Source organism: Entomomonas moraniae (assembly GCF_003991975.1).
In the GTDB taxonomy this organism is placed as follows: domain Bacteria; phylum Pseudomonadota; class Gammaproteobacteria; order Pseudomonadales; family Pseudomonadaceae; genus Entomomonas; species Entomomonas moraniae.
The window spans coordinates 1,720,332-1,744,636 of record NZ_CP029822.1 but is presented as its reverse complement, the minus strand read 5'-3'; the positions used below and the strand labels follow the sequence as shown (position 1 = coordinate 1,744,636).

Annotated in this window: 22 protein-coding genes; 16 read left to right on the top strand and 6 right to left on the bottom strand. The window is 38.8% G+C overall.

Annotated features, from left to right (window positions below; genetic code table 11):
- Positions 1–34: 34 nt before the first annotated feature.
- The 4 genes from DM558_RS08315 to DM558_RS08300 are packed head-to-tail and all read right to left on the bottom strand — an operon-like array spanning position 35 to position 4,457.
- Positions 35–775, bottom strand: a complete 741-nt coding sequence (locus tag DM558_RS08315) for a ComF family protein (RefSeq protein WP_127163413.1) — start codon at positions 773–775, stop codon at positions 35–37.
- On the bottom strand, positions 775–1,269 hold the full coding sequence (greB, locus tag DM558_RS08310) for a transcription elongation factor GreB (RefSeq protein WP_127163411.1): 495 nt from the start codon (positions 1,267–1,269) through the stop codon (positions 775–777). Before greB ends, DM558_RS08315 begins: the two co-directional genes overlap by 1 nt.
- Positions 1,270–1,272: 3 nt before the next feature.
- Entirely contained in the window at positions 1,273–3,780 is a 2,508-nt protein-coding gene (locus DM558_RS08305) for an ABC transporter permease (protein WP_127163409.1), read from the bottom strand.
- Complete coding sequence (locus DM558_RS08300) at positions 3,777–4,457, bottom strand: ABC transporter ATP-binding protein (protein ID WP_127163407.1); 681 nt, start codon at positions 4,455–4,457, stop codon at positions 3,777–3,779. The genes DM558_RS08305 and DM558_RS08300 overlap by 4 nt, the downstream gene beginning before the upstream one ends.
- A gap of 11 nt (positions 4,458–4,468) precedes the next feature.
- On the opposite strand from DM558_RS08300, the gene DM558_RS08295 reads away from it, so the two are divergent.
- Both DM558_RS08295 and DM558_RS08290 read left to right on the top strand, forming a co-directional pair.
- Positions 4,469–5,086, top strand: a complete 618-nt coding sequence (locus tag DM558_RS08295) for an arylesterase (protein WP_127163405.1) — start codon at positions 4,469–4,471, stop codon at positions 5,084–5,086.
- A gap of 147 nt (positions 5,087–5,233) precedes the next feature.
- Positions 5,234–6,205, top strand: coding sequence for a L,D-transpeptidase family protein (locus DM558_RS08290; RefSeq protein ID WP_109704295.1), 972 nt, complete (start codon positions 5,234–5,236; stop codon positions 6,203–6,205).
- Between the two features lie 60 nt (positions 6,206–6,265).
- Here DM558_RS08290 and miaE read toward each other — a convergent pair whose 3' ends face one another.
- Positions 6,266–6,880, bottom strand: a complete 615-nt coding sequence (gene miaE / locus DM558_RS08285; protein ID WP_407644311.1) for a tRNA-(ms[2]io[6]A)-hydroxylase — start codon at positions 6,878–6,880, stop codon at positions 6,266–6,268.
- A 116-nt stretch (positions 6,881–6,996) separates the two neighbouring features.
- On the opposite strand from miaE, the gene DM558_RS08280 reads away from it, so the two are divergent.
- From DM558_RS08280 to DM558_RS08270, 3 genes are all read left to right on the top strand, one after another.
- Positions 6,997–7,578 carry a DUF1287 domain-containing protein gene (locus tag DM558_RS08280; RefSeq protein ID WP_228411717.1) on the top strand — a complete coding sequence of 194 codons (582 nt, stop codon included), beginning with the start codon at positions 6,997–6,999 and terminating at the stop codon, positions 7,576–7,578.
- Between the two features lie 114 nt (positions 7,579–7,692).
- On the top strand, positions 7,693–8,298 hold the full coding sequence (locus DM558_RS08275) for an OmpA family protein (RefSeq protein ID WP_127163401.1): 606 nt from the start codon (positions 7,693–7,695) through the stop codon (positions 8,296–8,298).
- Positions 8,299–8,451: 153 nt separating this feature from the next.
- Positions 8,452–9,225 carry a toxin-antitoxin system YwqK family antitoxin gene (locus tag DM558_RS08270; protein ID WP_127163399.1) on the top strand — a complete coding sequence of 258 codons (774 nt, stop codon included), beginning with the start codon at positions 8,452–8,454 and terminating at the stop codon, positions 9,223–9,225.
- Between the two features lie 37 nt (positions 9,226–9,262).
- On the opposite strand, the gene DM558_RS08265 is transcribed toward DM558_RS08270, so the two are convergent.
- Positions 9,263–10,546 (bottom strand): MFS transporter, encoded by a 1,284-nt coding sequence (locus DM558_RS08265; RefSeq protein ID WP_127163397.1) that lies wholly within the window; start codon positions 10,544–10,546, stop codon positions 9,263–9,265.
- 110 nt (positions 10,547–10,656) lie between these two features.
- On the opposite strand from DM558_RS08265, the gene DM558_RS08260 reads away from it, so the two are divergent.
- The 11 genes from DM558_RS08260 (at position 10,657) to DM558_RS08210 (ending at position 24,290) form a co-directional block, all read left to right on the top strand.
- Entirely contained in the window at positions 10,657–12,198 is a 1,542-nt protein-coding gene (locus DM558_RS08260; protein WP_228411716.1) for an alpha/beta hydrolase, read from the top strand.
- A 95-nt stretch (positions 12,199–12,293) separates the two neighbouring features.
- Positions 12,294–13,322 (top strand): tRNA preQ1(34) S-adenosylmethionine ribosyltransferase-isomerase QueA, encoded by a 1,029-nt coding sequence (gene queA / locus DM558_RS08255; RefSeq protein WP_127163395.1) that lies wholly within the window; start codon positions 12,294–12,296, stop codon positions 13,320–13,322.
- A gap of 22 nt (positions 13,323–13,344) precedes the next feature.
- Complete coding sequence (gene tgt, locus DM558_RS08250; protein ID WP_127164843.1) at positions 13,345–14,460, top strand: tRNA guanosine(34) transglycosylase Tgt; 1,116 nt, start codon at positions 13,345–13,347, stop codon at positions 14,458–14,460.
- 30 nt (positions 14,461–14,490) lie between these two features.
- On the top strand, positions 14,491–14,829 hold the full coding sequence (yajC, locus tag DM558_RS08245) for a preprotein translocase subunit YajC (protein WP_109702170.1): 339 nt from the start codon (positions 14,491–14,493) through the stop codon (positions 14,827–14,829).
- A 64-nt stretch (positions 14,830–14,893) separates the two neighbouring features.
- On the top strand, positions 14,894–16,768 hold the full coding sequence (gene secD, locus DM558_RS08240) for a protein translocase subunit SecD (RefSeq protein ID WP_127163393.1): 1,875 nt from the start codon (positions 14,894–14,896) through the stop codon (positions 16,766–16,768).
- A gap of 14 nt (positions 16,769–16,782) precedes the next feature.
- Positions 16,783–17,712 carry a protein translocase subunit SecF gene (gene secF / locus DM558_RS08235; RefSeq protein ID WP_177412519.1) on the top strand — a complete coding sequence of 310 codons (930 nt, stop codon included), beginning with the start codon at positions 16,783–16,785 and terminating at the stop codon, positions 17,710–17,712.
- Between the two features lie 315 nt (positions 17,713–18,027).
- Complete coding sequence (sdhC, locus tag DM558_RS08230) at positions 18,028–18,405, top strand: succinate dehydrogenase, cytochrome b556 subunit (RefSeq protein ID WP_109704298.1); 378 nt, start codon at positions 18,028–18,030, stop codon at positions 18,403–18,405.
- Positions 18,399–18,767 carry a succinate dehydrogenase, hydrophobic membrane anchor protein gene (gene sdhD, locus DM558_RS08225; RefSeq protein ID WP_127163389.1) on the top strand — a complete coding sequence of 123 codons (369 nt, stop codon included), beginning with the start codon at positions 18,399–18,401 and terminating at the stop codon, positions 18,765–18,767. Before sdhC ends, sdhD begins: the two co-directional genes overlap by 7 nt.
- Before the next feature lie 6 nt (positions 18,768–18,773).
- On the top strand, positions 18,774–20,546 hold the full coding sequence (sdhA, locus tag DM558_RS08220) for a succinate dehydrogenase flavoprotein subunit (protein WP_127163387.1): 1,773 nt from the start codon (positions 18,774–18,776) through the stop codon (positions 20,544–20,546).
- Between the two features lie 12 nt (positions 20,547–20,558).
- Positions 20,559–21,266 (top strand): succinate dehydrogenase iron-sulfur subunit, encoded by a 708-nt coding sequence (locus DM558_RS08215; RefSeq protein ID WP_109702174.1) that lies wholly within the window; start codon positions 20,559–20,561, stop codon positions 21,264–21,266.
- A 192-nt stretch (positions 21,267–21,458) separates the two neighbouring features.
- The gene (locus DM558_RS08210; RefSeq protein ID WP_127163385.1) at positions 21,459–24,290 is read left to right on the top strand and encodes a 2-oxoglutarate dehydrogenase E1 component; all 2,832 of its coding nucleotides are present in this window, start codon (positions 21,459–21,461) and stop codon (positions 24,288–24,290) included.
- Positions 24,291–24,305: the final 15 nt, after the last annotated feature.

Sequence of the window (24,305 nt, the reverse complement as noted above, 5' to 3'; positions counted from 1 at the left end):
TAAATTGCTTTGTATTTGATAACAACGTTACGCTTTATTTAATTCGTTGTGGTGTTCTGGCAATAGCATAAATATCTACCCGTTTAGCCCCTTGCTGATAAAGAAGTTCAGCCAATTTATTTGCTGTGGTTCCTGTGGTGATAACATCATCGATGATAGCAATGTGATGGTTAGTTAATTTTATCTTAGAATCAATAGTAAATGCATTGGCTAGATTTTTAGCGCGCTCTTTTGCAGACAATTGTTGTTGGGGAAAAGTATTGGTAATACGTTTGATGAGGTTTGTTTGGTAGTCGAGTTTAAGCTCTTTTGCAAGCCATTTCACCATCATTTCGGTTTGGTTAAAACTCCTCTCTCGTAGCCGTTTTCCCGGCAAAGGAACACTGATTAAGTAGTCAGGCTTTTTAAGCCCTTGTTGATAGCGATAAGATAGGTGTTGGCTAAGTAGTTGTGAAAGTGAATGGCCTGTAGGCCATTGTTTGTGGTGTTTAAATAGCGTGATTAGCTGTGCAATAGGGAAGTCATAACGATAAGGTGTGATGGCTTGAAAAAAGACAGGTGTTTTTTGTAAGCACTGCCCACAAATGCCATCGTAGGGTAAGGGTAGGTTGCAGTGTTGGCAACCCTGGTTTATTACAGGGAGGTCCGCTCTACAATCATCGCACAGCGCTATTTTCCCCTTGGGGATGATTGTTAGGCATAACAAACAGTGTATTGGTGGTGTTAACCATGTGGGGGGTATTTTTTGTAGTAAAGAAGCAAAGGAGGTAAACACTAATAATCAATGCCTGTAATATACCAACGCTTAACTCCCGTAGGTGTTTGTACGGTGATCTCTGCGTCCAACGGTTTGCCTACTAATGCCCGAGCTAATGGTGAGTCAATACTGATATGATTTTTCTTTAAATCTAGTTCATCAGGGCCAACAATTTTGCAGCACATTTCTGTGCCTTCTTCATCTTCTAAATAAACAGTGGCGGCAAAGTAGACTTTAGACTGGTCAGCAGGTACTTGATCGATAACCTTAAGAATTTCTAAACGCTTGGTTAAAAAGCGAACACGGCTATCAATTTCACGAAGCATTTTTTTGCCATAGATGTATTCAGCATTTTCTGATCTATCACCTTGTGCTGCTGCCTCACTCACAGATTGAGTAATCTTAGGGCGTTTAACATGCCATAACTCATGCAATTCTGCTCTTAACTTTGCTTCTCCTTCAGGAGTGATTAGTGCGGTTCCTGCTTTGCGAGGAGGGCGATAACGGCTCATAGGTTAACCTTCGCGTAAAATATGTAATGGGCTGGTGTTAATTGTGCGCCGAGTCCCCCATATACCTATGCTACCAATGAGTATTGCACCAATAAAAGGTAATGTTAATAAGTTAGGGTGGAAAAACCAAGGGATATCGAGCACATAATGATAAAGTTGCGCACTAATTGACTCACAACCGATAGCGGCAAGTAAGCCAGACATAAAGCCAAGCAAACTGAATTCAGCCAGTTGTGTTTGTTTTAATAGGCGACGATTGGCTCCTAGTGCTCTTAGTAATGCTCCTTGGCGAATTCTACCATCCAGTGTGGATTGCAGCCCTGCGAGTAATACGGTGATCCCTGCTAATAATACAAAAAATAGAATATATTCAACAGCAATGGTGACTTGCCCAAGAATTTGATTTAGCTGTTTTAATAAACCATCGATATCTAACAAGGTAATGGTTGGGAAGTTTTTAGCGAGTTGAATAATTTCTTTATCATTTCCTTGGGGGATATGAAAACTGGTTAAGTAAGTGGTAGGTATTTTATTTAAGCTATTGGGCTCGAAGATAACGAAGAAGTTAGGTTGAAAGTTATCCCAGTTTATTTTGCGAGTATTATGGACAATGGTTTTATACACAACGCCGCTGATAACAAATGTTAGCTCATCACCAACGGTTACACCTAAACTATTGGCGAGTTCTTCTTCAATTGAAATGTTAATACGATCTTCAGGGGATGGCTTGTCTTTTTGCCACCATTGTCCTTGAATGATTTTGTTTTCATTGGGGAGTTGGTCTGACCATGTTAGATTAAGATCACGCTGGGTCGCATTTTCTCCACGTCCTTTAAGTGCTAGTTCATTGATGGGTGTCCCTTTGACTGCGACCAATCGTCCTGTAATAATCGGATAGTAGGGTGCCATGTTGTCAGAAAGTTTAGCAACACTTTCTTTAAAGTTAGAGAGCTCTGTTTCTGAAATATTCATGGCAAAAAAGTTAGGTGCTTTTTCCGGAAGTTGTTTTTGCCAAGTGTCTAGTAATTCACCCCGCAAGAGGACAATCATTGACATTGCCATTAAGATAATACCAAAGGCAAGAATTTGTCCGATAGCGCGTATTGGATTGCGTAATAACTGGCCTAATCCAAGTCGCCAAGGTAAAGGGGCTTTAGCCAATAATTTTCGTAAACCTTTTAGACTTAAAAAGAGTAGGCTACCTAAAATAAGTGTGGCAATAATACCACCGCCCATGAGAGACAAAGTTAACTTAATATCAAGGCTAAGTCTCCACATAATAATAGAGAGCGTTAAAAGTGACAGACCATAAATAAACCAACTATGAATAGGGGTTGGAAATATGTCCTGACGTAAAACACGGATCGGTGGGGTATTACCTAAACTAGCCAGTGGAGGGATAGCAAAACCTGCTAAAGTAATAAGTCCTGTCATGATCCCCGCTAGGGCTGGTTTAACTCCTCCCGATGGAAGCGTGTCATTAACCAAACCAGACAGTAGCTTAAAAAGCCCTATTTGAACGAGCCAGCCAATAAACGCACCTATAATAGTTGCCATTAGGCCAATATAGGCTAATTGCAAGGTGTAAACACTGAGTACTTGATTGCGAGAAAGCCCTAAGCAGCGCAGCATAGCACTACTATCAAAGCGTTTTGTCGCAAATTGATTGGCTGATAATGCAACGGCAACACTTGCTAAAAGAATAGCTACAAGACTCGCTAAATTAAGATAGTTTTCTCCTTTGTTAAGGGTATTGTTGAGTTGAATATTGCCGTCTTTGCCTGTCAGTATTTTTTGATTAGGCGCCAATGTTTTTTCGATGGCCGCTTTGTATTGTGTAATTGCATTCGTTGTTCCCGCCCAAAGTTGACGATAACTCGCACGGCTACCTGCTTGTATGGCATTGGTTTTAGGCAAGTCGGCGATGTTCATTAAAATATGCGGGTTAAGTGTATAGAAGTCTATCGCACGATCAGGTTCGTAGGTTAATATTTTGGTCAAGCGTATCTTAGCATTACCAATAGAAATGGTATCGCCGGGCTTTAGATTTAATGCAACGAATAAGCGATTTTCAGCCCATGCTTCTCCCTCAGCAGGCGCTTTTAGTGCGAATTGTTCGGGGGATTCATTATTTTCTTTGTATTTTAATTGTCCGCGCAATGGGTAATTATGGTCGACAGCTTTAATACTGACCAGCTGCATATCTTCTTCATTAATAACGACTGTACTAAAAGAGATGGTTTTTGCTTGTTTTAAGTGCAGTTTTTCGCCAATATCAATTTGTTCTGGGCTAGCCGGTGATGTGCCACGAATGACTAGGTCGGCTGCTAAAAAATCGCCTGCTCGTGTTTCCATTGATACTTGCAAGCGCGTACTAAAATAACTAATGGCTGTGCTTGAAATAACGGCAATCATTAAAGCAAAAAATAAAACGCGTAGTTCACCGGCTTTAATGTCCCTTATGACTTGACGTAGGGCTAGGCTAGCCAGTTTATTGAGAGAGAGTTTCATTGAGCGCTCTCATTGGCAATTTTGCCCGCTTCGATTTGAATTTGGCGATGGCAACGTTTGGCTAAACGCTCCTCATGAGTAACGAGGACGAGTGTTGTTGCTTGCTCTTGGTTTAGCTCAAATAATAAGTTGCTAATGTGTTCCCCTGTGTGTGTATCTAAATTTCCTGTTGGCTCATCTGCAAATAAAATTTTAGGATGGGAGGCAAAGGCTCTTGCTATCGCGACACGTTGTTGTTCTCCTCCTGAGAGTTGTTTTGGATAGTGTCGTAAACGTTTTTCTAAACCAACACGTTCTAATAACTGTTGTGCTTCTTTTATAGCTTGTGTATTGCCTTTTAATTCAAGAGGAAGCATGACATTTTCCAAAGCTGTAAGGGTATCTAGTAATTGAAATGACTGAAATATAAACCCTACATGTTCAGCCCTAATGGCTGCACGCTGATCCTCAGTGAGCTGATTAAGTGGTTGCTCTGCGAGTATAATATTGCCCGACGTGGGGGTATCTAAGCCAGCGAGTAAACCAAGTAACGTGGATTTTCCAGAGCCGGAACTACCGATGATGGCGAGGCTATCACCTGCATCGAGTGCAAATGTAATATCTTGCAAAATGATGAGATCCTCTTCACCCTTAACAACTTTTCCAACTTGCTGTACATTTATGATAATATTTTTCATAAGGTGCCTAAATGTTTAAAAAAATCCTATTCGTTATCATAGCATTATTTGCTGTATCTGTTGCTAGTGGAAAAACGTTATTAATTGTTGGCGATAGCATCAGTGCAGGGTATGGTGTTGATATATCAAAAGGTTGGGTCAAGCTACTAGAGCAGCGTTTAAAAGATAAGCACTATGACTACGAAGTGATTAATGCTTCTATTTCAGGCGATGTGACCAGTAATGGCGCTGCACGATTACCTGCATTGTTAGAGAAGTATCACCCTGCGGTTGTGATTATTGAAATGGGAGGAAATGACGGTTTAAGGGGGACATCGCCTAAGCTTATTCAACAAAACTTAACCCAGATGGTTCAACAAGCAAAACAGCATAGTAATGTGTTATTAATTGGTATTCAATTACCTCCTAATTATGGCGAGCAGTATTTATCGCGGTTTACTGCCATGTATCCTGCCATTGCAAATGAACAACAAGTAGCCTTGCTAGATTCAATTGTGAAAAACACAGGAGGCAATCCCGACTTGATGCAATCAGATGGTGTTCATCCAAATGAGAAAGGACAACCTATCATACTTAATGATATTTGGGAAAAGTTAGTTCCTTTATTAGGTAAGCCAAATAAATTATAGATTATTACGATTTTTTACTATATGGTTCATGATAAAACCGTTAGAATAGGCGACTTTTTTAAAATTAAATTTAGATGGCTGGTTAATTATGGCTGGCGTGGAGTTTTTATAGTGCGTTTGTTGAAAGTAGCTGTTGGTGGCTTTTTGATGTTTGGGCTAGTGACTAATGCGTTAGCTGTACAATATACATCGCCCCGTGGTGGAAATGATCTCATTGGACGTATGCAGGTGATTAAAGCAAAGTATGAAGATACCTTTGCTGATCTTGGTGATACTTATAGTTTAGGTTATAGTCAATTAGTAGCGGCAAATCCAGGGGTCGATGCTTGGTTGCCAGGCACTGGGACAGATATCTTATTACCAACACGTTATATTTTACCTGATGCTCCACGTACAGGTGTTATCATTAACTTGCCAGAGTATCGACTTTATTACTACCCTAAAGATGGAAAAACGGTTTATACCTTTCCTTTAGGTATTGGGCGCGAAGGTTGGAGTTCTCCACTAGGTAATACTAAAATTGTAGGAAAGGTTAAAGACCCTACATGGACACCACCTGCCTCTATACGTAAAGAGCATGCCAAAGATGGTGATATTTTACCTGCAGTTGTTCCTGCTGGTCCTGATAACCCTTTAGGGCCTTATAAAATGCAATTAGGGTTTAGTGGCTATTTAATTCATGGTTCTAATCAAAAGTTCGGCGTTGGTACACGTACAAGCCATGGTTGTTTCAGAATGTTAAATCCTGATGTGACATTCTTGTACAGTATTTTACCAATGGGAACCAATGTTAATATTGTGACACAACCTTATAAGATAGGGATTGAGGATGGTAAAATTTATTTTGAGGCGCATCAAGCGTTAGACGAACATCCTGCGCCAGACTTGCATAAGTTTCTTAATGATTTCTTAGCAAAGCATGGTAATAATCCTAAATTTATTATCGATTACTCGGTTGCTCAATTAGTTGCTGAGCATCATGATGGTATTCCAGTTCAAATTGGTAATACAGAAGGTATTCCTGTAAAACAACCTGTCAAAGAAGTAGCGACAACGCAAGCCAATGACCAAGTCGATACTGCTGGGCAGACAGGCACAGAAATATCTCATGAAAATTAAGAGATGAGTAAATAATTAAAAAAAGCGGTTATTAATAACCGCTTTTTTATTAACTGCTAACTAAGCAGTTGCACCGCTATGAAACCTGAACTCATCATCAGGCGTTAAGATGGCTTCTTTTTCAATTTCAGCAAAAAAAGTAACACGTTCATCAATAGGGGTAGGGGAGTATTGTGCGGCTAGTGCCAGGTAATCTTGATAGTGACGCCCTTCTGATTTTAATAATGATAAATAAAAAGTAGATAACTCTTCATCAACATAAGGTGCTACACGGTAAAAACGTTCACAAGAGCGTGCTTCAATGAACGCGGCGATAATGAGCGTATCGATTAAGCGTTCCTGTTCAGGTTTTCTTAAATGATGACGTAGCCGTTTTGCATAATGTGCAGCCTCTAAATAAGCGTAGAGTATATCCCGCCTTTTCATGATTGCTGCGACTTTTTCAAAATGACGGAGTTCTTCTCTGGCTAAGCGAGATAGTTTGTACTGTAAATCTCCAAGCTCAGTGTAACGAACAATAAGATTAAGTGCAGTAAAGGCTGCTTTCTTTTCGCAGTTAGCATGGTCAATTAAAAGGATTGATTCATTCTCTTTTAATTTCGCTTGTTCTATCCAGCCCTCTGGTGTTGGGCAGAGTAAAAACGTTTCAATCTCTGGCAGTAATTGTGCTTTCATGGTATAAAAATAACGTTTATTTAAACGTCGGAAGTTTAACATGTTAACTAATGAAAAATAAGTAGTTTTCATGGCTATTTATTAATGTAGGATAATGTATATCAACCGGAGGGAGCGTGTTAAAAATTATCAAAGTAGCTGTGTTGGGTGTGTTTTTTGTTTCTGGTGCTGCATGGTCAAATAATTTACAAGTTGCTGAAGCGGCTAGAAAGCAAATAGGTAAAACCATACAATATGACCCCCGTTATGTTAAATTAGCTTACCCTATGGGAGATGTCCTTGAGGTTGCAGGGGTTTGCTCCGATGTGGTTATTCGCGCCCTAAGGGTAAATCAGGTTGACTTACAAGTATTGGTACATGAGGATATGAGTCAACATTTTAATCAGTACCCTAACTCATGGGGGCTTATACGAACAGATAAAAATATTGATCATAGACGTGTGCCAAATTTAGAAGTTTTTTTCAAGCGGCAAGGCAAAAGTCTGCCAGTTACACTAGATGGAAAAAGCTATCATGCAGGGGATATTATCTCATGGCGCCTAGATAATGGATTACCGCATATTGGTATCGTTTCAATGAATAAAGTGGCAAATACTAAAAGGCCATTGGTCATCCATAATATTGGGGCAGGAGTTCGAGAAGAGGATGTGCTTTTTGAGTGGAAAATGATAGGGCATTATCGCTACTATAAAAATTAGAGTAAAGCACGCTTTGTTACAAAAATAATCTTACAAAGCTTAAGCACATTTTTCCTGTATGATAATATAGCCCTCTTATGTTATGGCCATTTGTTCTTTCTTGTATAAGATATCATGATTAAATTAAATTTTACTAAATACGCAATTATCAGCACTGTCTCTTTTTTATTGGTAGCTTGCTCTAACTCAGAGCAAAAGCCTAAAGAAATTGTCCAAGTTAAAAGGGGCAACGTAACTTATACCTCTATAGGTTTAAATACTATATTGGTTAAACAAGCGGTAGCAGAGTCAAACTTTGAGGTTGTAGAAAGAGGCGATAGCATTGTTGTTATTATGCCGGTTAAAGGGAGTTTTAATCCTAAAAGACCGGATGTTTTGATGCCTGTTACATTAACCCCTTTGACTAAAATAGCTAAGTTGGTTAAGCAAGATACAAGTAAAGTGATGATCATTGTGGGGCATACGGACGCAACGGGAACCGCACTGGCTAATAATACCCTAAGTGCTCAACGAGCTAAAAGTGTTGGATCTGTTTTTTCTGTTGCGGGATTACCACGCAGTAGGATGTATGCAACAGGTGTTGGTTCTAATCAGCCAATCTCCTCCGCTAAAACAGCAAAAGGGCGTGAACAAAACAGACGAGTTGAGTTAATTATTGCTCCTCGTTCTTCCAGAAGTATGGATACATTACCTAATTTATATGCCGTAACAAATTATTAAGAACAGAAGTATTTTTTTGGTTTATTATTAATTGGCATCGAATTTAGTACTGAAAGGTCTTTATCAGTGCTTGTTATTTTAATTTTATATGATATCAATATGTTAGAACAATCTTGCTGTTTAATAGATAGGCGACTATAGGAAACGGGTGATATGAATAAATTATTAGTCACTGTTTCTATCTCTTATTTTATTATTGGCTTTTCATCAGCACAAGAATCACTTAATAGTACAACATTAGCTGATATTCAAATTAATAGTCTACGTGCTGAAACAAATTGTAATATAGCTGAGTTCTCTGAAGCAACACTACCTTTGGATGAGAAAAATACTGCTACTGAAAAAAATAACAGCCCTTCACAATCCACCATTTTAGCAAGAGATAAAGATTTTTACCGTGTTAGTAAAGGTCCAAAGGGAATGTTCTTTATTGTGCAAGATTTTTATGCTTCTGGTGAAAAAAGAACAGAACCTTTTTTAGTCTCTGATATAGAAAAAGCTAAACAAGATAATTTTGATCTACTCAGCTATGATCAAATGGCTATTAACGGCTTGTTAATTACTTGGTTTAATAATGGACAAGTTGAGAGAAAAGGGGTTTTTGATCAAGGCAAACGTAAAGGGTTATGGGTTACGTGGTACGATAATGGTCAAAAGAGATCCTCAGGTCACTATAAAAATGGTCTAAAAGAAGGAACATGGACTGTTTGGTATCAATCAGGCAATAGAATGCAAAAGGGTTATTTCCAAGCAGATAGAAGGGAAGGCGTGTGGATCTATTGGTATGATATTAATGGGAAAAAGAAAGAAGCTGGGCGTTATAATGACGATTATCGAGTCGAGCGTTGGAATTATTGGAATGATAAAGGTTCTTTAGTGAAAAGTGAAATTAAAGAAACGGATGCAGAGGGCAACGCAACCTTATAAAAAGTTTTAATCAAGTATGTATCTTTTAAGATACATATCATTCATATAAAGCTGATCCTTTTACCCTATAAGCAATTAAACCTGTAGCAATTGATGCGACGGATGCAATAATTAAATAATAAGCAGATGCCATATTGTTATAGTGGCCCCATAGAGTGATAATAACAGGCGTAATCAAGCTAGTTATTGCAAAAGTCAGGTTATAGGCAAAGGATATACCACTGACTCTTATTGTTGATGGAAAGAGTGTAATACCTAAGATAGGCATCGTTACAGTCACCCCAGCAAAATAGCCAATAAACATATAGTTTATTATTAATTGCGCATTACTAATCGCTGGGCTAAGTTGACTAAAGAAGTAGTAGCCTGCAACAATTACACCGCCCCAGCTAAAAAGATAAGTGCTACGTAGGTTGAGGCGATCATTCAGCCAACCAAACGAAATATTTCCAAATACCATCATTAGTGTGGCGAGCGCATTGGCTTTAAATATAAGAGTACTTGATAGGTTTAACTGCTGAAGCTGCGCAGGAAGTAATAAGATAATAATAATAACAACTGATGCTGTGCTCCATGTCATTACACCACAAAGTGCTGTGGCAGGAAGATAGTTTTTTAAGACAGTTTTTAATGGCCACTCTTTAGCTAATTGGCGTTTAGATAAAATTTCTTGGAATACAGGTGTTTCTGCAAGATGTTGGCGTAAATAAAAAGTGATTAACCCTAGACAACCACCTATCATAAATGGAATTCGCCAACCATAAGCTAGAATTTGCTGTTGATCTAAACTTGATTTTAGGCAAAGCAATACCAAAGCCCCTAATAATGAACCACCCGAGATACCACAAGTTAATAATCCCAAACTTAAGCCATGGCGTTGTTTTGCACTGTGCTCCGCAACAAATACCCAGCTACTAGGTATTTCCCCTCCTATGGCGATACCTTGCATAATACGCATTGTAAGTAATAATAATGGTGCTGCAATGCCGATTGCTTGATAGGTTGGTAATAAGCTGATGCCTAGTGTAGGGAGTGCCATTAGTAAGATAGTAAAGATAAACATTTTTTTACGGCCTTGTTTATCACTAAAATGACCAATAATAATTCCACTAATAGGGCGTACTAAAAAACCTGCTGCAAAAATACCTATACTTTGCAGTCGAACAATCCAATTTGGTATGTCTGAGGGAAAGAATAACTGCCCTAACTCATTGAGTAAGAATATAAAAATAACAAAGTCATAAATCTCTAACATAGCACCAAGGCTAGCTAACGCGAGGGTTTTAACATCATTTCTAGTAAGTGGTGATGGTTTTGACATAATGAGTGGATAGCAGGCTCTGTATTTAATTAGTTTGGCAGTATAAAAAGTCAATATCTGTTTGTCTAGAATTCAATCTCTGCTATTTTACGTTTGTGTATTTATAATGTATGGAAAATAAATGCTATGATATTAATCTTGCTTATAAAATGAATATGATGTTTCTAGGGATGTATGACGTGCTAGTATGGGCTAAGTCAAAAAAGTGGATAAAGCGGTTATCGCAGATTGTTACCATTATTGCGTTAACATTACTTGCTATTAGGGTTTATGACAGTCAAAAAGGTGAACCTCTAGAGTTATGGCATACGGTTCATCTTAATGAGTTAGCATCGAAACAAATCGAGAACGCTAATTGGGATGACTACTTATTAGCCGAGCAAGCGCTATTTGATGAGTTAAAGCAAAAGGTAACAGACCAATTAACAAAAGATAAGCGACAACTCTTAAATCGTTACGCTATTAACAGTCCGACCAATCCTGATAATTTTAAGACCAATTGGAATCGCTCTTTTATATTAAAACCTGATCATAAACCGTTGGGAGCAGTTGTTTTACTTCATGGTTTAACTGATTCCCCCTATAGTTTAAGACATATTGCATTATATTATCAGAAAAAAGGTTTTGTGGTCGTTGCTATTCGTATGCCTGCCCATGGTACAACCCCCTCTGCATTAGTTTCGGTAAAATGGGAGGATTGGCTTGCAGCAACGTATTTGGCGGTGAGAACAGCATCAAGCTATATAGAAAAAGAACAGCCATTACATATTGTGGGCTATTCTAATGGTAGTGCTTTAGCTTTGATGTATACACTAGATTCTATAGATAATTCGGCTTTAGCTAAACCTGATCAGGTCATTTTAATCTCTCCTATGATTGGGGTCACAAGTTTTGCCCGCTTTGCAGGATTAGCAGGTTTGCCAGCTATTTTTCCTCCTTTTGCAAAAGCCGCATGGGTTAATATCATTCCTGAATATAATCCGTTTAAATATAACTCTTTTCCTATTAATGGTGCCCGTCAATCTTATGAATTAACAGTCGCTTTGCAAAAAAAAGTCGTCTCACTAGAGAAACAGAAGCTAACAAAGCTACCCTCCATTCTCACTTTTTTATCAGTTGTTGATAGTACGGTTAATACTCGTTCGGCCATTGAATTTTATAATCTTCTTCCTAGTCATCATCATGAGCTTGTGGTATTTGATGTGAATCGTAATGTTAAACTTGGGCCATTATTGAAAGATAAAGCGTATTACGCGATTGAGGATTTGCTTCCGAAATTACCTAGAAATTATGAAACCATTGTTGTAACAAATCGTTCCCCTGATAGCAAAGAGGCCGTAGCTTATATAACGAAAGCACAGCAAATAAAAGCAACTGAAGAGGCTTTAAACACGGCTTATCCATCAGATCTTTATTCATTATCTCATATTGCTTTACCCTTTCCTGTGACTGACTCTTTGTATGGAGAAAAACCAATGCTGTTAAATGAGTTTGGTATCAGCATAGGGGCATTAGCGATTCGTGGAGAAAGGGAGGTGCTAGTAACTTCTTTAGATAATTTGTTAAGGGCGTCATATAATCCCTTTTATTCATTTCTAATTCAGCAAATAGACCAAAGAGTAGAGGCTACATTAAATAAAAAAATACAATAAATTAGATTTTATTTGTAAAATAATTATTCTTTGCTTGTTGTTCTAAACAATCATCGTTAACATTGCGCCTTATTTTCTAAACTACTACTTTATCCATGCAAGTTGCTGACTTTAATTTTGACTTACCCGATCATTTAATTGCACGTTATCCACTAGCGAAACGGACGGCGAGCCGTTTATTGGTGCTTGATGGAAAAACAGGGGCGCTTGAGCATAAACATTTTTCAGACCTGATCGACTATGTGAGAGCAGGTGATTTAATGGTGTTTAATAATACAAAAGTGATTGCTGCGCGGTTATTTGGACAAAAAGAAACGGGTGGTAAAGTAGAAGTATTAGTTGAAAGAATAGTAGATACTTATAAAGTACTTGCTCATGTGCGAGCTAGTAAAGCGCCTAAAGAAGGTAATGTCATTATTTTTGATGAGCAAGTAACAGCAACTATGCTGATGAGGCATGATACGTTATTTGAGTTATCTTTTAATTTACCTGTGCTTGATGTTCTAAACAAAATAGGGCATGTTCCTTTGCCTCCTTATATTGATCGTAGTGACGAGCTAGAAGATAAACAGCGATATCAAACGGTTTATGCTAAAAGTGAGGGGGCAGTAGCAGCACCTACGGCTGGTTTGCACTTTGATGAAACACTATTGGCTATGCTTAAAGATAAAGGCATAGACACTGCATTTGTAACGCTCCATGTAGGCGCAGGAACGTTCCAGCCTGTTCGCGTTTCAACTATCGAAGAGCATCATATGCATAAAGAGTGGCTTGAAGTTTCACCTGCCGCCGTTGAAGCAGTGAAAGCTTGTAAGAAGCGTGGTGGAAGAGTGATTGCAGTAGGTACAACCAGTGTTCGTTCATTAGAAACGGCAGCATTAACGGGTGAGATAAAGCCTTTTACAGGAGATACAGAAATTTTTCTTTATCCTGGGAAGTCTTTTCATGTTGTGGATGCGTTAGTAACTAATTTTCATCTACCAGAATCCACCTTATTAATGTTAGTTTCTGCTTTTGCTGGTTATAACCATGCAATGAATGCTTATAAAGTGGCTGTTGCTGAGCAGTATCGTTTTTTTAGTTATGGAGATGCGATGTTTATTACGCGTAACCCATTGGCATGAGGAAAAAAACTTAATGTCTTTTATGCAATTTGAATTATTAGCTACTGATGGAAAAGCTAGACGTGGCCGCTTGACATTTCCAAGAGGAACTGTTGAAACGCCTGCGTTTATGCCCGTAGGTACTTATGGTACAGTCAAGGGTATGTTACCTCGTGATATTAAAGAAATAGGTGCCGAGATTATTTTAGGTAATACCTTTCATTTATGGTTGCGACCCGGTACAAAAATTATCCAAGAACATGGTGATTTACACGATTTTATCCAATGGGATAAGCCTATTTTGACCGATTCGGGTGGTTTTCAGGTTTTTAGCCTTGGCGCTTTACGTAAAATTAAAGAAGAGGGTGTTACCTTTTCCTCACCAATTGATGGGGCTAAAGTTTTCATGGGTCCTGAGGAGTCTATGCAGGTTCAGCGTGCTTTAGGTTCTGATATTGTCATGATTTTTGATGAGTGTACGCCTTATCCTGCTGATAAAAAAACTGCTGAGCAATCGATGGAGCTTTCTTTACGTTGGGCAAAACGCTCAAAAATAGCCCATGCTGATAACCCTGCTGCATTGTTTGGAATTATACAAGGCGGTATGTATGAAGACTTAAGAATGCGTTCATTAGAAGGGCTATGTGATATCGGTTTTGATGGTTTAGCTATTGGCGGTTTATCAGTAGGCGAACCTAAAGAAGAAATGATTCGAGTGTTGGATTTTTTACCCCCTCAAATTCCAGCGGATAAGCCACGTTACTTGATGGGCGTAGGTAAACCAGAAGATTTGGTTGAAGGGGTGAGGCGTGGTATCGATATGTTTGACTGTGTTATGCCGACACGAAATGCGCGTAATGGTCATTTATTTGTAGATACAGGAGTAGTCAGGATTCGAAACTCTACTCATAAACATGATGATACAACATTAGATCCTACTTGTGATTGCTATACTTGCCAGAATTTTTCAAGAGCGTATTTACATCATTTGGATAAATGCGGCGAAATGTTAGGTGCAATGTTGAACAGTATCCATAACTTGAGATTTTATCAAAAGTTAATGAATGATTTGCGTAATGCTATTATACAGGGTAAATTGACCGTTTTTGTAGATGAATTCTATAATAAGCGCGGTTTAATAACACCCCCACTAAATTAAATTAAAGTTTAATATAAGGAGTTGTAATTTATGAGTTTTTTTATTTCTGCTGCCTATGCTCAAGAAGCGGCCGCTGCCCAGCCTAATACAATGGTAACGTGGATCTTCTTAGGTGGATTTATTGTTGTTTTTTACTTTATGATTTTGCGTCCGCAAATGAAGCGTGGTAAAGAGCAACGAAATTTATTAAGTGCTTTACAAAAAGGTGATGAAGTAGTCACTACAGGTGGTATTGTAGGGCGTGTGACAAAGGTAACTGATGAGTTTGTTGTGTTGTCAATTTCAGAAAGTGTACAGTTGAAGTTTCAAAAAGCGGCGGTTGCAGCTACTTTACCAAAAGGCACAATCAAAGCAATTGATGATGAGTAAGAACATCACTTATTTATTTTAGCCTAAGAGTGATTATTTATTTTTTTGATAGACGGTTGGCAGCATGCTTAACAAATATCCATTATGGAAATACCTTTTAATCTTGGTAGTATTAGTGATAGGGTTATTATACTCTGCACCTAATCTTTACCCTGATGATCCAGCAATTCAAATTACAAGTACTAACATCAATACAACAGTTAATGATACGACAGTAGAGAAAGTTAAAGGCATATTGGCAGATGCTAATATTCATGCTAAATCTGTTGCTATAGAACATAGTGCTGTATTGGTTCGTTTAGATAAGTTATCAAGTCAATTACCGACAAAGGCGTTATTACAAAAAACCTTGGGCGATGATTATGTGGTAGCACTAAACTTAGCACCGACGACTCCTCATTGGTTGACCAGTATTGGTGCCCGACCCATGAAGTTGGGGCTTGACTTATCTGGGGGTGTATACTTCTTACTAGAAGTTGATATTAATAAGGCAATACAAACACGCCTTAGCATTTATGACAGTGAAATTAGATCATTGTTACGTGAAAATCGCATTCTTTATCGTCGTGTAACAAATAAAAAGAATGATCAAGTCATTGCTTTTAGTTTTAATAACCCAGAAACAGCTGCGAAAGCACAAAAAGCGATTACTACTAAATTTAATCAATTTAATATTGAAAACTTAACAGAAGGGGATAAGCAAATATTACAGCTTAGCTTATTACCTACCGTTATTTCTGATTTAGAAGCATATGCTGTTACTCAAAACTTACAAACGGTTCGTAATCGTGTTAATGAGTTAGGTGTTGCCGAGCCTGTTGTACAGCAACAAGGCGTTAACCGTATTGTTGTAGAGCTTCCTGGGGTTCAAGATACAGCTGAAGCAAAGCGTATTTTAGGTAAAACAGCAAACTTAGAGTTTCGCCTAGCTGCGATGGCTGATAGCCCTGAAGCTACTACTGAACGATTTGATTATGAAGGACGTAAGGTTCCGTTAGAGCGTTCGGTCATCTTAACCGGTGATCAAGTGGCCAGTGCTAAAGTTGGATTTGATCAACGAAGCAATAAACCACAAGTTGAGATTGAGCTTGATGGCCATGGTGGTGATCTTATGACTAAAGCGACCCAAGGGAATGTTGGGCGTGGCATGGCGGTAATCTTTATTGAACAACGACCTATTGTTAACAAAAGTGATAACACAACAACAGGTGGCGCTGTAAGTGGTGATAAAGAGAAAGCTATTCAAGGTTATATTGAAGACAAAAAGGTCATCAGTTTAGCGACAATTCAAAGTGTGTTAGGTAGTCGTTTTGTAATTACTGGTTCTAAGTCGACCAAAGAAGCTTCAGAACTTGCCTTATTGCTACGGGCGGGCGGTTTAGCTGCACCTATGCATTTCGTAGAAGAGCGCACATTAGGACCAAGTTTGGGTGAAGAAAATATCAAAATGGGTATTGATTCGACTATTTGGGCAATGATTCTAATTGCTATCTTTATGGTCATTATCTACAAGTTCTTTGGTATTATCGCAACAGTTGCTTTAGCCTTTAACTTAGTACTGTTAACAGGGTTGATGTCTATTATTGGGGCAACACTGACCTTACCAGGTATTGCGGGTATTGTGTTGACACTGGGTATGGCTATTGATGCTAACGTATTAATTTACTCACGTATTAGAGAAGAGTTGGGTAATGGCTTGTCAATACAACGTGCCATACATGAAGGTTTCGACCGTGCCTATTCTGCTATTATTGATAGTAACTTGACGACATTGCTCGTAGGTGCAATTTTATTCCAAATGGGAACAGGGCCTATCAAAGGTTTTGCTGTTACCCTTTCACTCGGTATTATTACCTCCTTATTTACAGCCGTTATGGTAACTCGCGGAATTGTAAACTTGTTGTTTGGTGGTCGTAATGTTAAGAAATTATGGATATAAGGTGAATCATTATGATTAAATCAACCATTCATTTTATGAAAATCCGTAATATAGCATTTGCCATTACGGTTTTGATTACGGTTATTGGCCTATTTAGTTTGTTCCATAAAGGGCTAAATTTAGGTTTGGATTTCACGGGGGGAACCTCGATTGAATTGCGTTATGAGCATCCCGCAGATTTAGACAAGATTCGTACAGAGCTTGTTGCGAGTGAGGCGGGGAAGAAGTCTGAATTTGAGGACGCGATTGTTCAAAGTTTTGGTTCGAGTGAAAGTGTGTTAATTCGCTTAAAAAATGATGAACCTAATATAGGTAATGTGGTTGCTGCTAAATTACACAGTATCGACCCTAATAATAAGTTTGAGTTAATTAGTGCTGAAACGGTAGGGGCTCAAGTAGGTAAAGAATTACTTGATAAGGGTGGTATAGCTTGTCTATTAGCTTTGGCAGGTATTTTAATTTACTTAGCCTTTCGTTTTCAGTGGAAGTTTGGTATTGGGGCAATTGCCTCGTTATTCCATGACTTAGTAGTAACGTTAGGTATTATAGCCTTTTTTCAAATTCCTATCGATTTAACGGTGTTTGCTGCATTATTAGCAATGATTGGTTACTCTCTTAATGATACGATTATTATTTATGACCGTATTCGTGAGAATTTTAGGGTATTAAGAAAGGCAGACCTTATTGAAAATATTGATAAGTCAGTTACTCAAACGCTATTGAGAACAATTGCTACTTCAGTATCAACTGCTATGGCATTGATTGCTTTATTAATTTTTGGTGGTCCTTCATTGGGTGGTTTTGCCTTGGTTATGTTAATTGGTGTGGTAGTAGGAACTTACTCATCTATTTACATTGCAGGCCCAGTACTTGTGTGGTTAAAACTTTCTAGAGAAGATTTATTACCTCCTGCCAATACAGAGCTTAAAGATACAAATTCCTAGTAATACAAAGCTTCCTTGCATAGAAAATGCAAGGAAGCTTCTTCTCATTATTTCCTAATTAGTTTATAATGCTTCCTGTCCGAATTGAAAATAATAAAATAATTTAAGGAGGAACATTAGTAATATTAAATATCTTGAACTTAGTGATGCATTTAGTGGCCAATAATAAAAAGCAGCTAACTATTGCATAATTAGCTATTAGGTTCTCTGTAAAATAGTAATTTTAGCAAAATTTAATAACAATTAACTTTTAATTAGTTTAATTCTTTCCAATAACCGCTCCACTATTGGGAGCTTATAAAGATGAATAAAAACGTGAATAGCCAAAGACCTGTCAATCTTGACCTTAGGACAATTAAGCTACCAATTACCGCTTATGCGTCTATTTTACACCGTATAACGGGTGTAATTCTTTTTGTATCCCTTATCATTGCACTTTTTTTATTAGGTAAATCGCTTTCTTCTGCTGAAGACTTTGCGATAGTTAAATCATGGATGTCTAACTTTTTTGTGAAGTTTATTGTATGGGGCATGCTCTCTGCTTTGATTTACCATTTTGTAGCAGGTACACGCCATTTAATCATGGATCTAGGTATTGGTGAGACATTAGAAAAAGGCCGTTTAGGCGCTAAAGTAGTACTTATTGTCTCTGCTGTTCTTATCCTTATTGCAGGAGTCTGGATCATATGGTAACCAATGTAACAAACTTCTCGCGCTCAGGCTTATTTGATTGGATGGCTCAACGTGTATCAGCCGTTATTTTAGCCACCTATTTTGTTTTTTTAATAGGATTTGTGCTTTTTCATCCCAACCTAGATTATGCGCAATGGCATAACCTTTTTAATAACAAATGGATGCGTATTTATAGTTTACTTGCACTATTTTGCTTAAGTATCCATGCTTGGGTTGGTATGTGGACAATTACAACAGACTATTTAACACGTATGGCTTTAGGTAAGTGGGCGACAGGTGTTCGCTTTCTCGTGCAAGCACTATGCGGTATGTTAATGTTTGTGATTTTTGTCTGGGGAATACAGATTCTGTGGGGTTTCTAATAAACTATGTCTACTATACGCACTCTTTCTTTTGATGCCATTGTTGTAGGTGGCGGCGGCGCGGGTATGCGCGCTGGGTTACAATTATCAAGTTCAGGCTATAAAACAGCCGTTGTAACAAAAGTATTTCCAACACGTTCTCATACGGTGTCTGCGCAAGGTGGAATTACCTGTGCAATAGGTTCTGCTGACCCTAATGACGATTGGCGTTGGCACATGTATGATACTGTAAAAGGTTCAGACTATATTGGTGACCAAGATGCTATTGAATATATGTGTTCAGTCGGCCCTGAAGCTGTTTTTGAATTAGAGCATATGGGGTTACCTTTCTCTCGAACAGAAACAGGTCGCATTTATCAACGTCCTTTCGGTGGACAGTCTAAAAATTTTGGTGAGGGCGGTCAAGCAGCCAGAACTTGTGCAGCAGCTGACCGTACTGGTCATGCTTTATTGCATACGCTTTATCAAAATAATTTAAAAAATAAAACAACCTTCTTAACTGAATGGTATGCAGTTGATTTAGTAAAAAACCAAGACGGTGCTATTGTTGGAATTATTGCCATCTGCTTGGAAACAGGTGAAACAGTTTATATCCGCTCAAAAGCTGTGGTATTAGCGACAGGTGGTGCTGGTCGTATCTATGCATCAACCACCAATGCTCACATCAATACAGGTGATGGTATTGGTATGGCATTACGTGCGGGTGTTCCTGTGCAAGATATTGAAATGTGGCAATTCCATCCTACAGGAATTTATGGTGCTGGAGTGCTTGTTACTGAAGGGTGTCGTGGTGAGGGTGGTTATTTAATCAATAGAGATGGTGAACGCTTCATGGAGCGTTATGCACCTCATGCGAAAGACCTTGCAAGCCGTGATGTTGTTGCTCGTTCCATGATTAAAGAAATTTTAGCCGGTAATGGTGTAGGTCCTAATAAAGACCATGTATTATTGAAGCTTGACCATTTAGGTGAAGATGTTTTACATAGCCGTTTACCTGGTATTTGTGAACTCTCTAAAACATTTGCACATGTAGACCCTGTAACAGCACCTATTCCTGTTGTTCCAACTTGTCACTATATGATGGGTGGCGTAGCCACTAATATTCATGGGCAAGCTTTAACTCAAGATGCAAATGGTAATGATGTAGTCATCGAAGGTTTGTATGCAGTTGGCGAGGTAGCTTGTGTTTCTGTACATGGGGCTAATCGTTTAGGTGGTAACTCATTACTTGACTTGGTAGTTTTTGGCCGTGCAACAGGTCTTTACCTAGAAAAAGCCTTAAAAGAGGGTATCGACTACCGTGCGGCTACACAAACTGATATTGATGCCGCGAGTAAGCGACTCAACTCGCTTAATGCACGTGTTGAAGGTGAAGAAGTTGCACCACTGAAACGTGAGTTACAGAACTGTATGCAGAACTATTTCGGTGTATTCCGTACAGGTGAATACATGGAGAAAGGTGTTAAAGAACTACAAACATTACGTGAGCGTATTGAACATGTGAAAATCAATGATAAGAGCATGGCTTTTAATACAGCACGAATGGAAGCGCTTGAGCTTCAAAATCTGTTAGAGGTTGCAGAGGCAACAGCAATTGCGGCCAATACACGTACAGAGTCTCGTGGTGCTCATGCCCGCGAAGATTATGAAGAGCGTGATGATGTGAATTGGTTATGTCATACACTTTATTTCCCCGAGGATAAACGTGTTACTAAGCGAGCAGTCAACTTTGCTCCTAAGACAGTACCCACATTTGAACCTAAAAAACGTGTTTACTAATAGAGGTTTATCATGCTTTCAGTAAGTGTATATCGTTATAATCCTGATCAAGACAAAGTACCTAGTATGAAAACTTATCAAGTTGATACAGATGGTAAAGACTTAATGGTTTTGGATGTGCTTGGTTTGATCAAAGAACAAGATGAAAGTTTTTCTTATCGCCGCTCATGCCGTGAAGGTGTTTGTGGGTCGGATGGAATGAACATTAATGGTAATAATGGTCTGGCTTGTATTACTCCTTTATCCTCTGTTGTTAAAGAGGGAGAGACACTTGTTATAAGACCTTTACCAGGTCTACCTGTTATTCGTGACTTAATAGTAGACATGACTATTTTCTATAAACAATATGAGAAAGTAGAACCTTACTTACAAAACGATACGCCAGAGCCTGCTATTGAGCGCTTGCAGTCAATTGAAGAGCGTGAGAAGCTAGATGGTTTGTATGAGTGTATTTTATGTGCTTGTTGCTCGACTTCTTGTCCTTCTTTCTGGTGGAATCCTGATAAGTTCTTAGGCCCATCAGCTGGTTTACAAGCTTACCGTTTCTTAGTGGATAGTCGTGATACCGCTACAGAGGATCGTCTAGCTAAACTTGATGATCCATTTAGTGTGTTCCGCTGCCGTACCATTATGAATTGTGTTCATGTATGTCCCAAACATTTGAACCCAACACAAGCAATTGGACATATTCGCAGTATGTTGTTACAAAGTGGGACTTAATAATGTTAGAATGCCTCTTATAATAAGAGGCATTTTTTTATGGGTGCAAGTGTTTTACTTGAAATTTTAACCAAAGTAAGAGGAGCACTGAACTATTTAATTGATAAAACCTGCTGCTTTATCTCATTGTGTACAAATAAATCAGATGGTTTTTCCTGTTAAATGATGTGCTTTTATAGAGGGTGACCAGACATGCCAGACAGCATGATGCAAAAACTGTGGGATAGTGCTTATTTATCAGCAGATAATGCTGATTACGTAGATGAGCTTTATGAACAATACCTTCACGATTCTAATGCTGTTCCTGAGGAATGGCGTACATATTTTCAAAAATTACCATCCAATACAAATAACGGCTCTGATATAGCACATTCGACTATTCGAGACTATTTCGTAATGCTTGCAAAGAGTAAAAATAGAGCTCAACCTGTGAGCGCTGCAAGCGTCTCTACTGATTTCGAAAAGAAACAAGTCAAAGTTTTACGGCTTATCCAAATGTATCGTATGCAAGGGCATCAAGCGGCTCGGCTTGATCCATTAGGTTTGTGGCAACGCCCACTACCAGAAGCTCTATCATTACACGATCATGAGCTTAATGAAGCTGACCTCAATCTTACATTCTCCTGTGGTGATCTATTCACCGATAGAACAGAAGCTACACTCCGTGAGATTATTGATACATTAAAAGCTACATATTGTCGTACGATTGGTATGGAATGTATGCATATTACCGATGCTGAACAGCGTCGTTGGATATTGCGCCGTTTTGAACACGTACAAGGTCGTCAAAAATACTCTCCAGAAGTTAAAAAACATCTATTAGAACGTTTAACTGCAGCAGAGGGCTTAGAAAAATATTTAGGTAATAAATACCCTGGTGCTAAACGTTTTAGTCTTGAGGGTGGTGATGCCCTTATTCCAATGGTTGATGAGCTTATTCAACGTTCAGGTACCTACGGTGTAAAAGAAGTAGTCTTATCAATGGCTCACCGTGGACGTTTAAACGTCTTAGTTAATACACTCGGTAAAAATCCTCTTGATTTATTTAATGAGTTTGAAGGGAAAAAGCGTGCTAAAGTCGGCGTAGGCGATGTTAAATATCATCAAGGTTTCTCTTCAAATGTTATGACTCAAGGGGGCGAAATACATTTAGCCCTAGGTTTTAACCCTTCGCATCTTGAGATTGGTTCACCCGTCATGGCGGGTTCTGTAAGAGCGCGCCAAGATCGCCGCGTTGACATAACCGGTGAAGCTGTTCTTCCTATTACTATGCATGGTGATGCCGCATTTGCAGGTCAAGGCGTGGTAATGGAAACGTTCCAAATGTCACAAACACGTGCCTATAAAACGGGTGGTACGGTTCATATTGTTATTAATAACCAAGTGGGTTTCACAACTAGCCGTCCTGATGATGCACGTTCAACAGAATATGCAACAGAAGTAGCTAAAATGGTACAAGCTCCAATTTTCCATGTGAATGGTGATGATCCAGAAGCTGTATTATTTGTAACACAAATGGCTCTTGATTTCCGTATGCAATTCCATAAGGATGTTGTGATTGATTTATTCTGTTATCGTCGTCATGGGCATAATGAAGCGGATGAGCCTAGCGGTACTCAACCTCTAATGTATCAGTCAATCTCTAAACACCCAACACCACGCAGTATTTATGCAGAGGAGTTGGTTAAAGAGGGTGTTATTAATGAGGCAGATGCACAGCAGAAAGTCGATGAGTATCGTGATGATTTAGACAATGGTCGCCATGTGGTAAGAAGCTTGGTAAAAGAGCCTAATAAATCACTTTTCGTTGATTGGACACCTTATATTGGCCATGAGTGGAACTCTTATTATGATACAACCGTTGATATTAAGAAACTACAAGAGCTAGCCAATAAAATAACAGCTATTCCTGATGGCTTTGTTTTACAAAGACAAGTTAAAAAGATTTATGAAGACCGCGAGAAAATGACCGTTGGTTCTTTACCCATTAATTGGGGGTATGCTGAAACATTAGCCTATGCTAGTTTGTTATCAGAAGGCTACCCCGTGAGGATGACAGGTCAGGACATTGGTCGTGGTACGTTCTCACATCGTCATGCTGTACTGCATAATCAAAAAAATGATACCGTTTATATTCCATTGCAACATCTATTCGATGGCCAGCCAAGAATGGATATTTATGATTCATTTTTATCAGAAGAAGCTGTATTAGCGTTTGAATATGGTTATGCGGCGACAACGCCGAATGCGCTTGTCGTTTGGGAAGCTCAGTTTGGTGACTTTGCCAATGGAGCTCAGGTAGTTATTGACCAGTTCATTAGCAGTGGTGAGCTTAAGTGGGAACGTTTAAGTGGTGTGACAATGTTATTGCCCCATGGTTATGAAGGCCAAGGTGCAGAGCACTCATCAGCACGTTTAGAGCGTTACTTACAACTATGCTCAGACCAAAATATCCAAGTATGTGTTCCTACAACGCCGGCCCAAATATACCACTTGTTACGTCGTCAAGTTGTACGTCCTATTCGTAAGCCACTTGTTATCATGAGTCCTAAATCGTTATTACGTCATAAACTAGCTATTTCAACTTTAGAGGAGTTAGCAGAGGGTTCATTTAAGCTAATTATCCCTGAAGTGGATAATATCGACCCTAAAAAAGTTGATCGATTAGTTTTATGTAGCGGTAAAGTTTACTATGATCTATTAGAAAAACGTCGTGCAGAAGGGCAAGATAATATAGCCATTGTTCGTATTGAACAGCTGTATCCTTTCCCTAACGAAAGCCTAGATAAGATAATGGCGACCTATCCTAATCTTAAACGCTTAGTATGGTGTCAAGAGGAACCTATGAATCAAGGTGCATGGTATTGTAGCCAGCATCATATTCGTAGGGCTGCAGCAGAGTATAACCCACCACTAGATTTACAGTATGCAGGGCGTGACAGTTCAGCTGCACCTGCCTGTGGTTATCCTTCTATGCATGCGGAACAGCAAGAAAAATTGCTACAAGATGCATTTACTGTTTAATATTTAATCAAATGG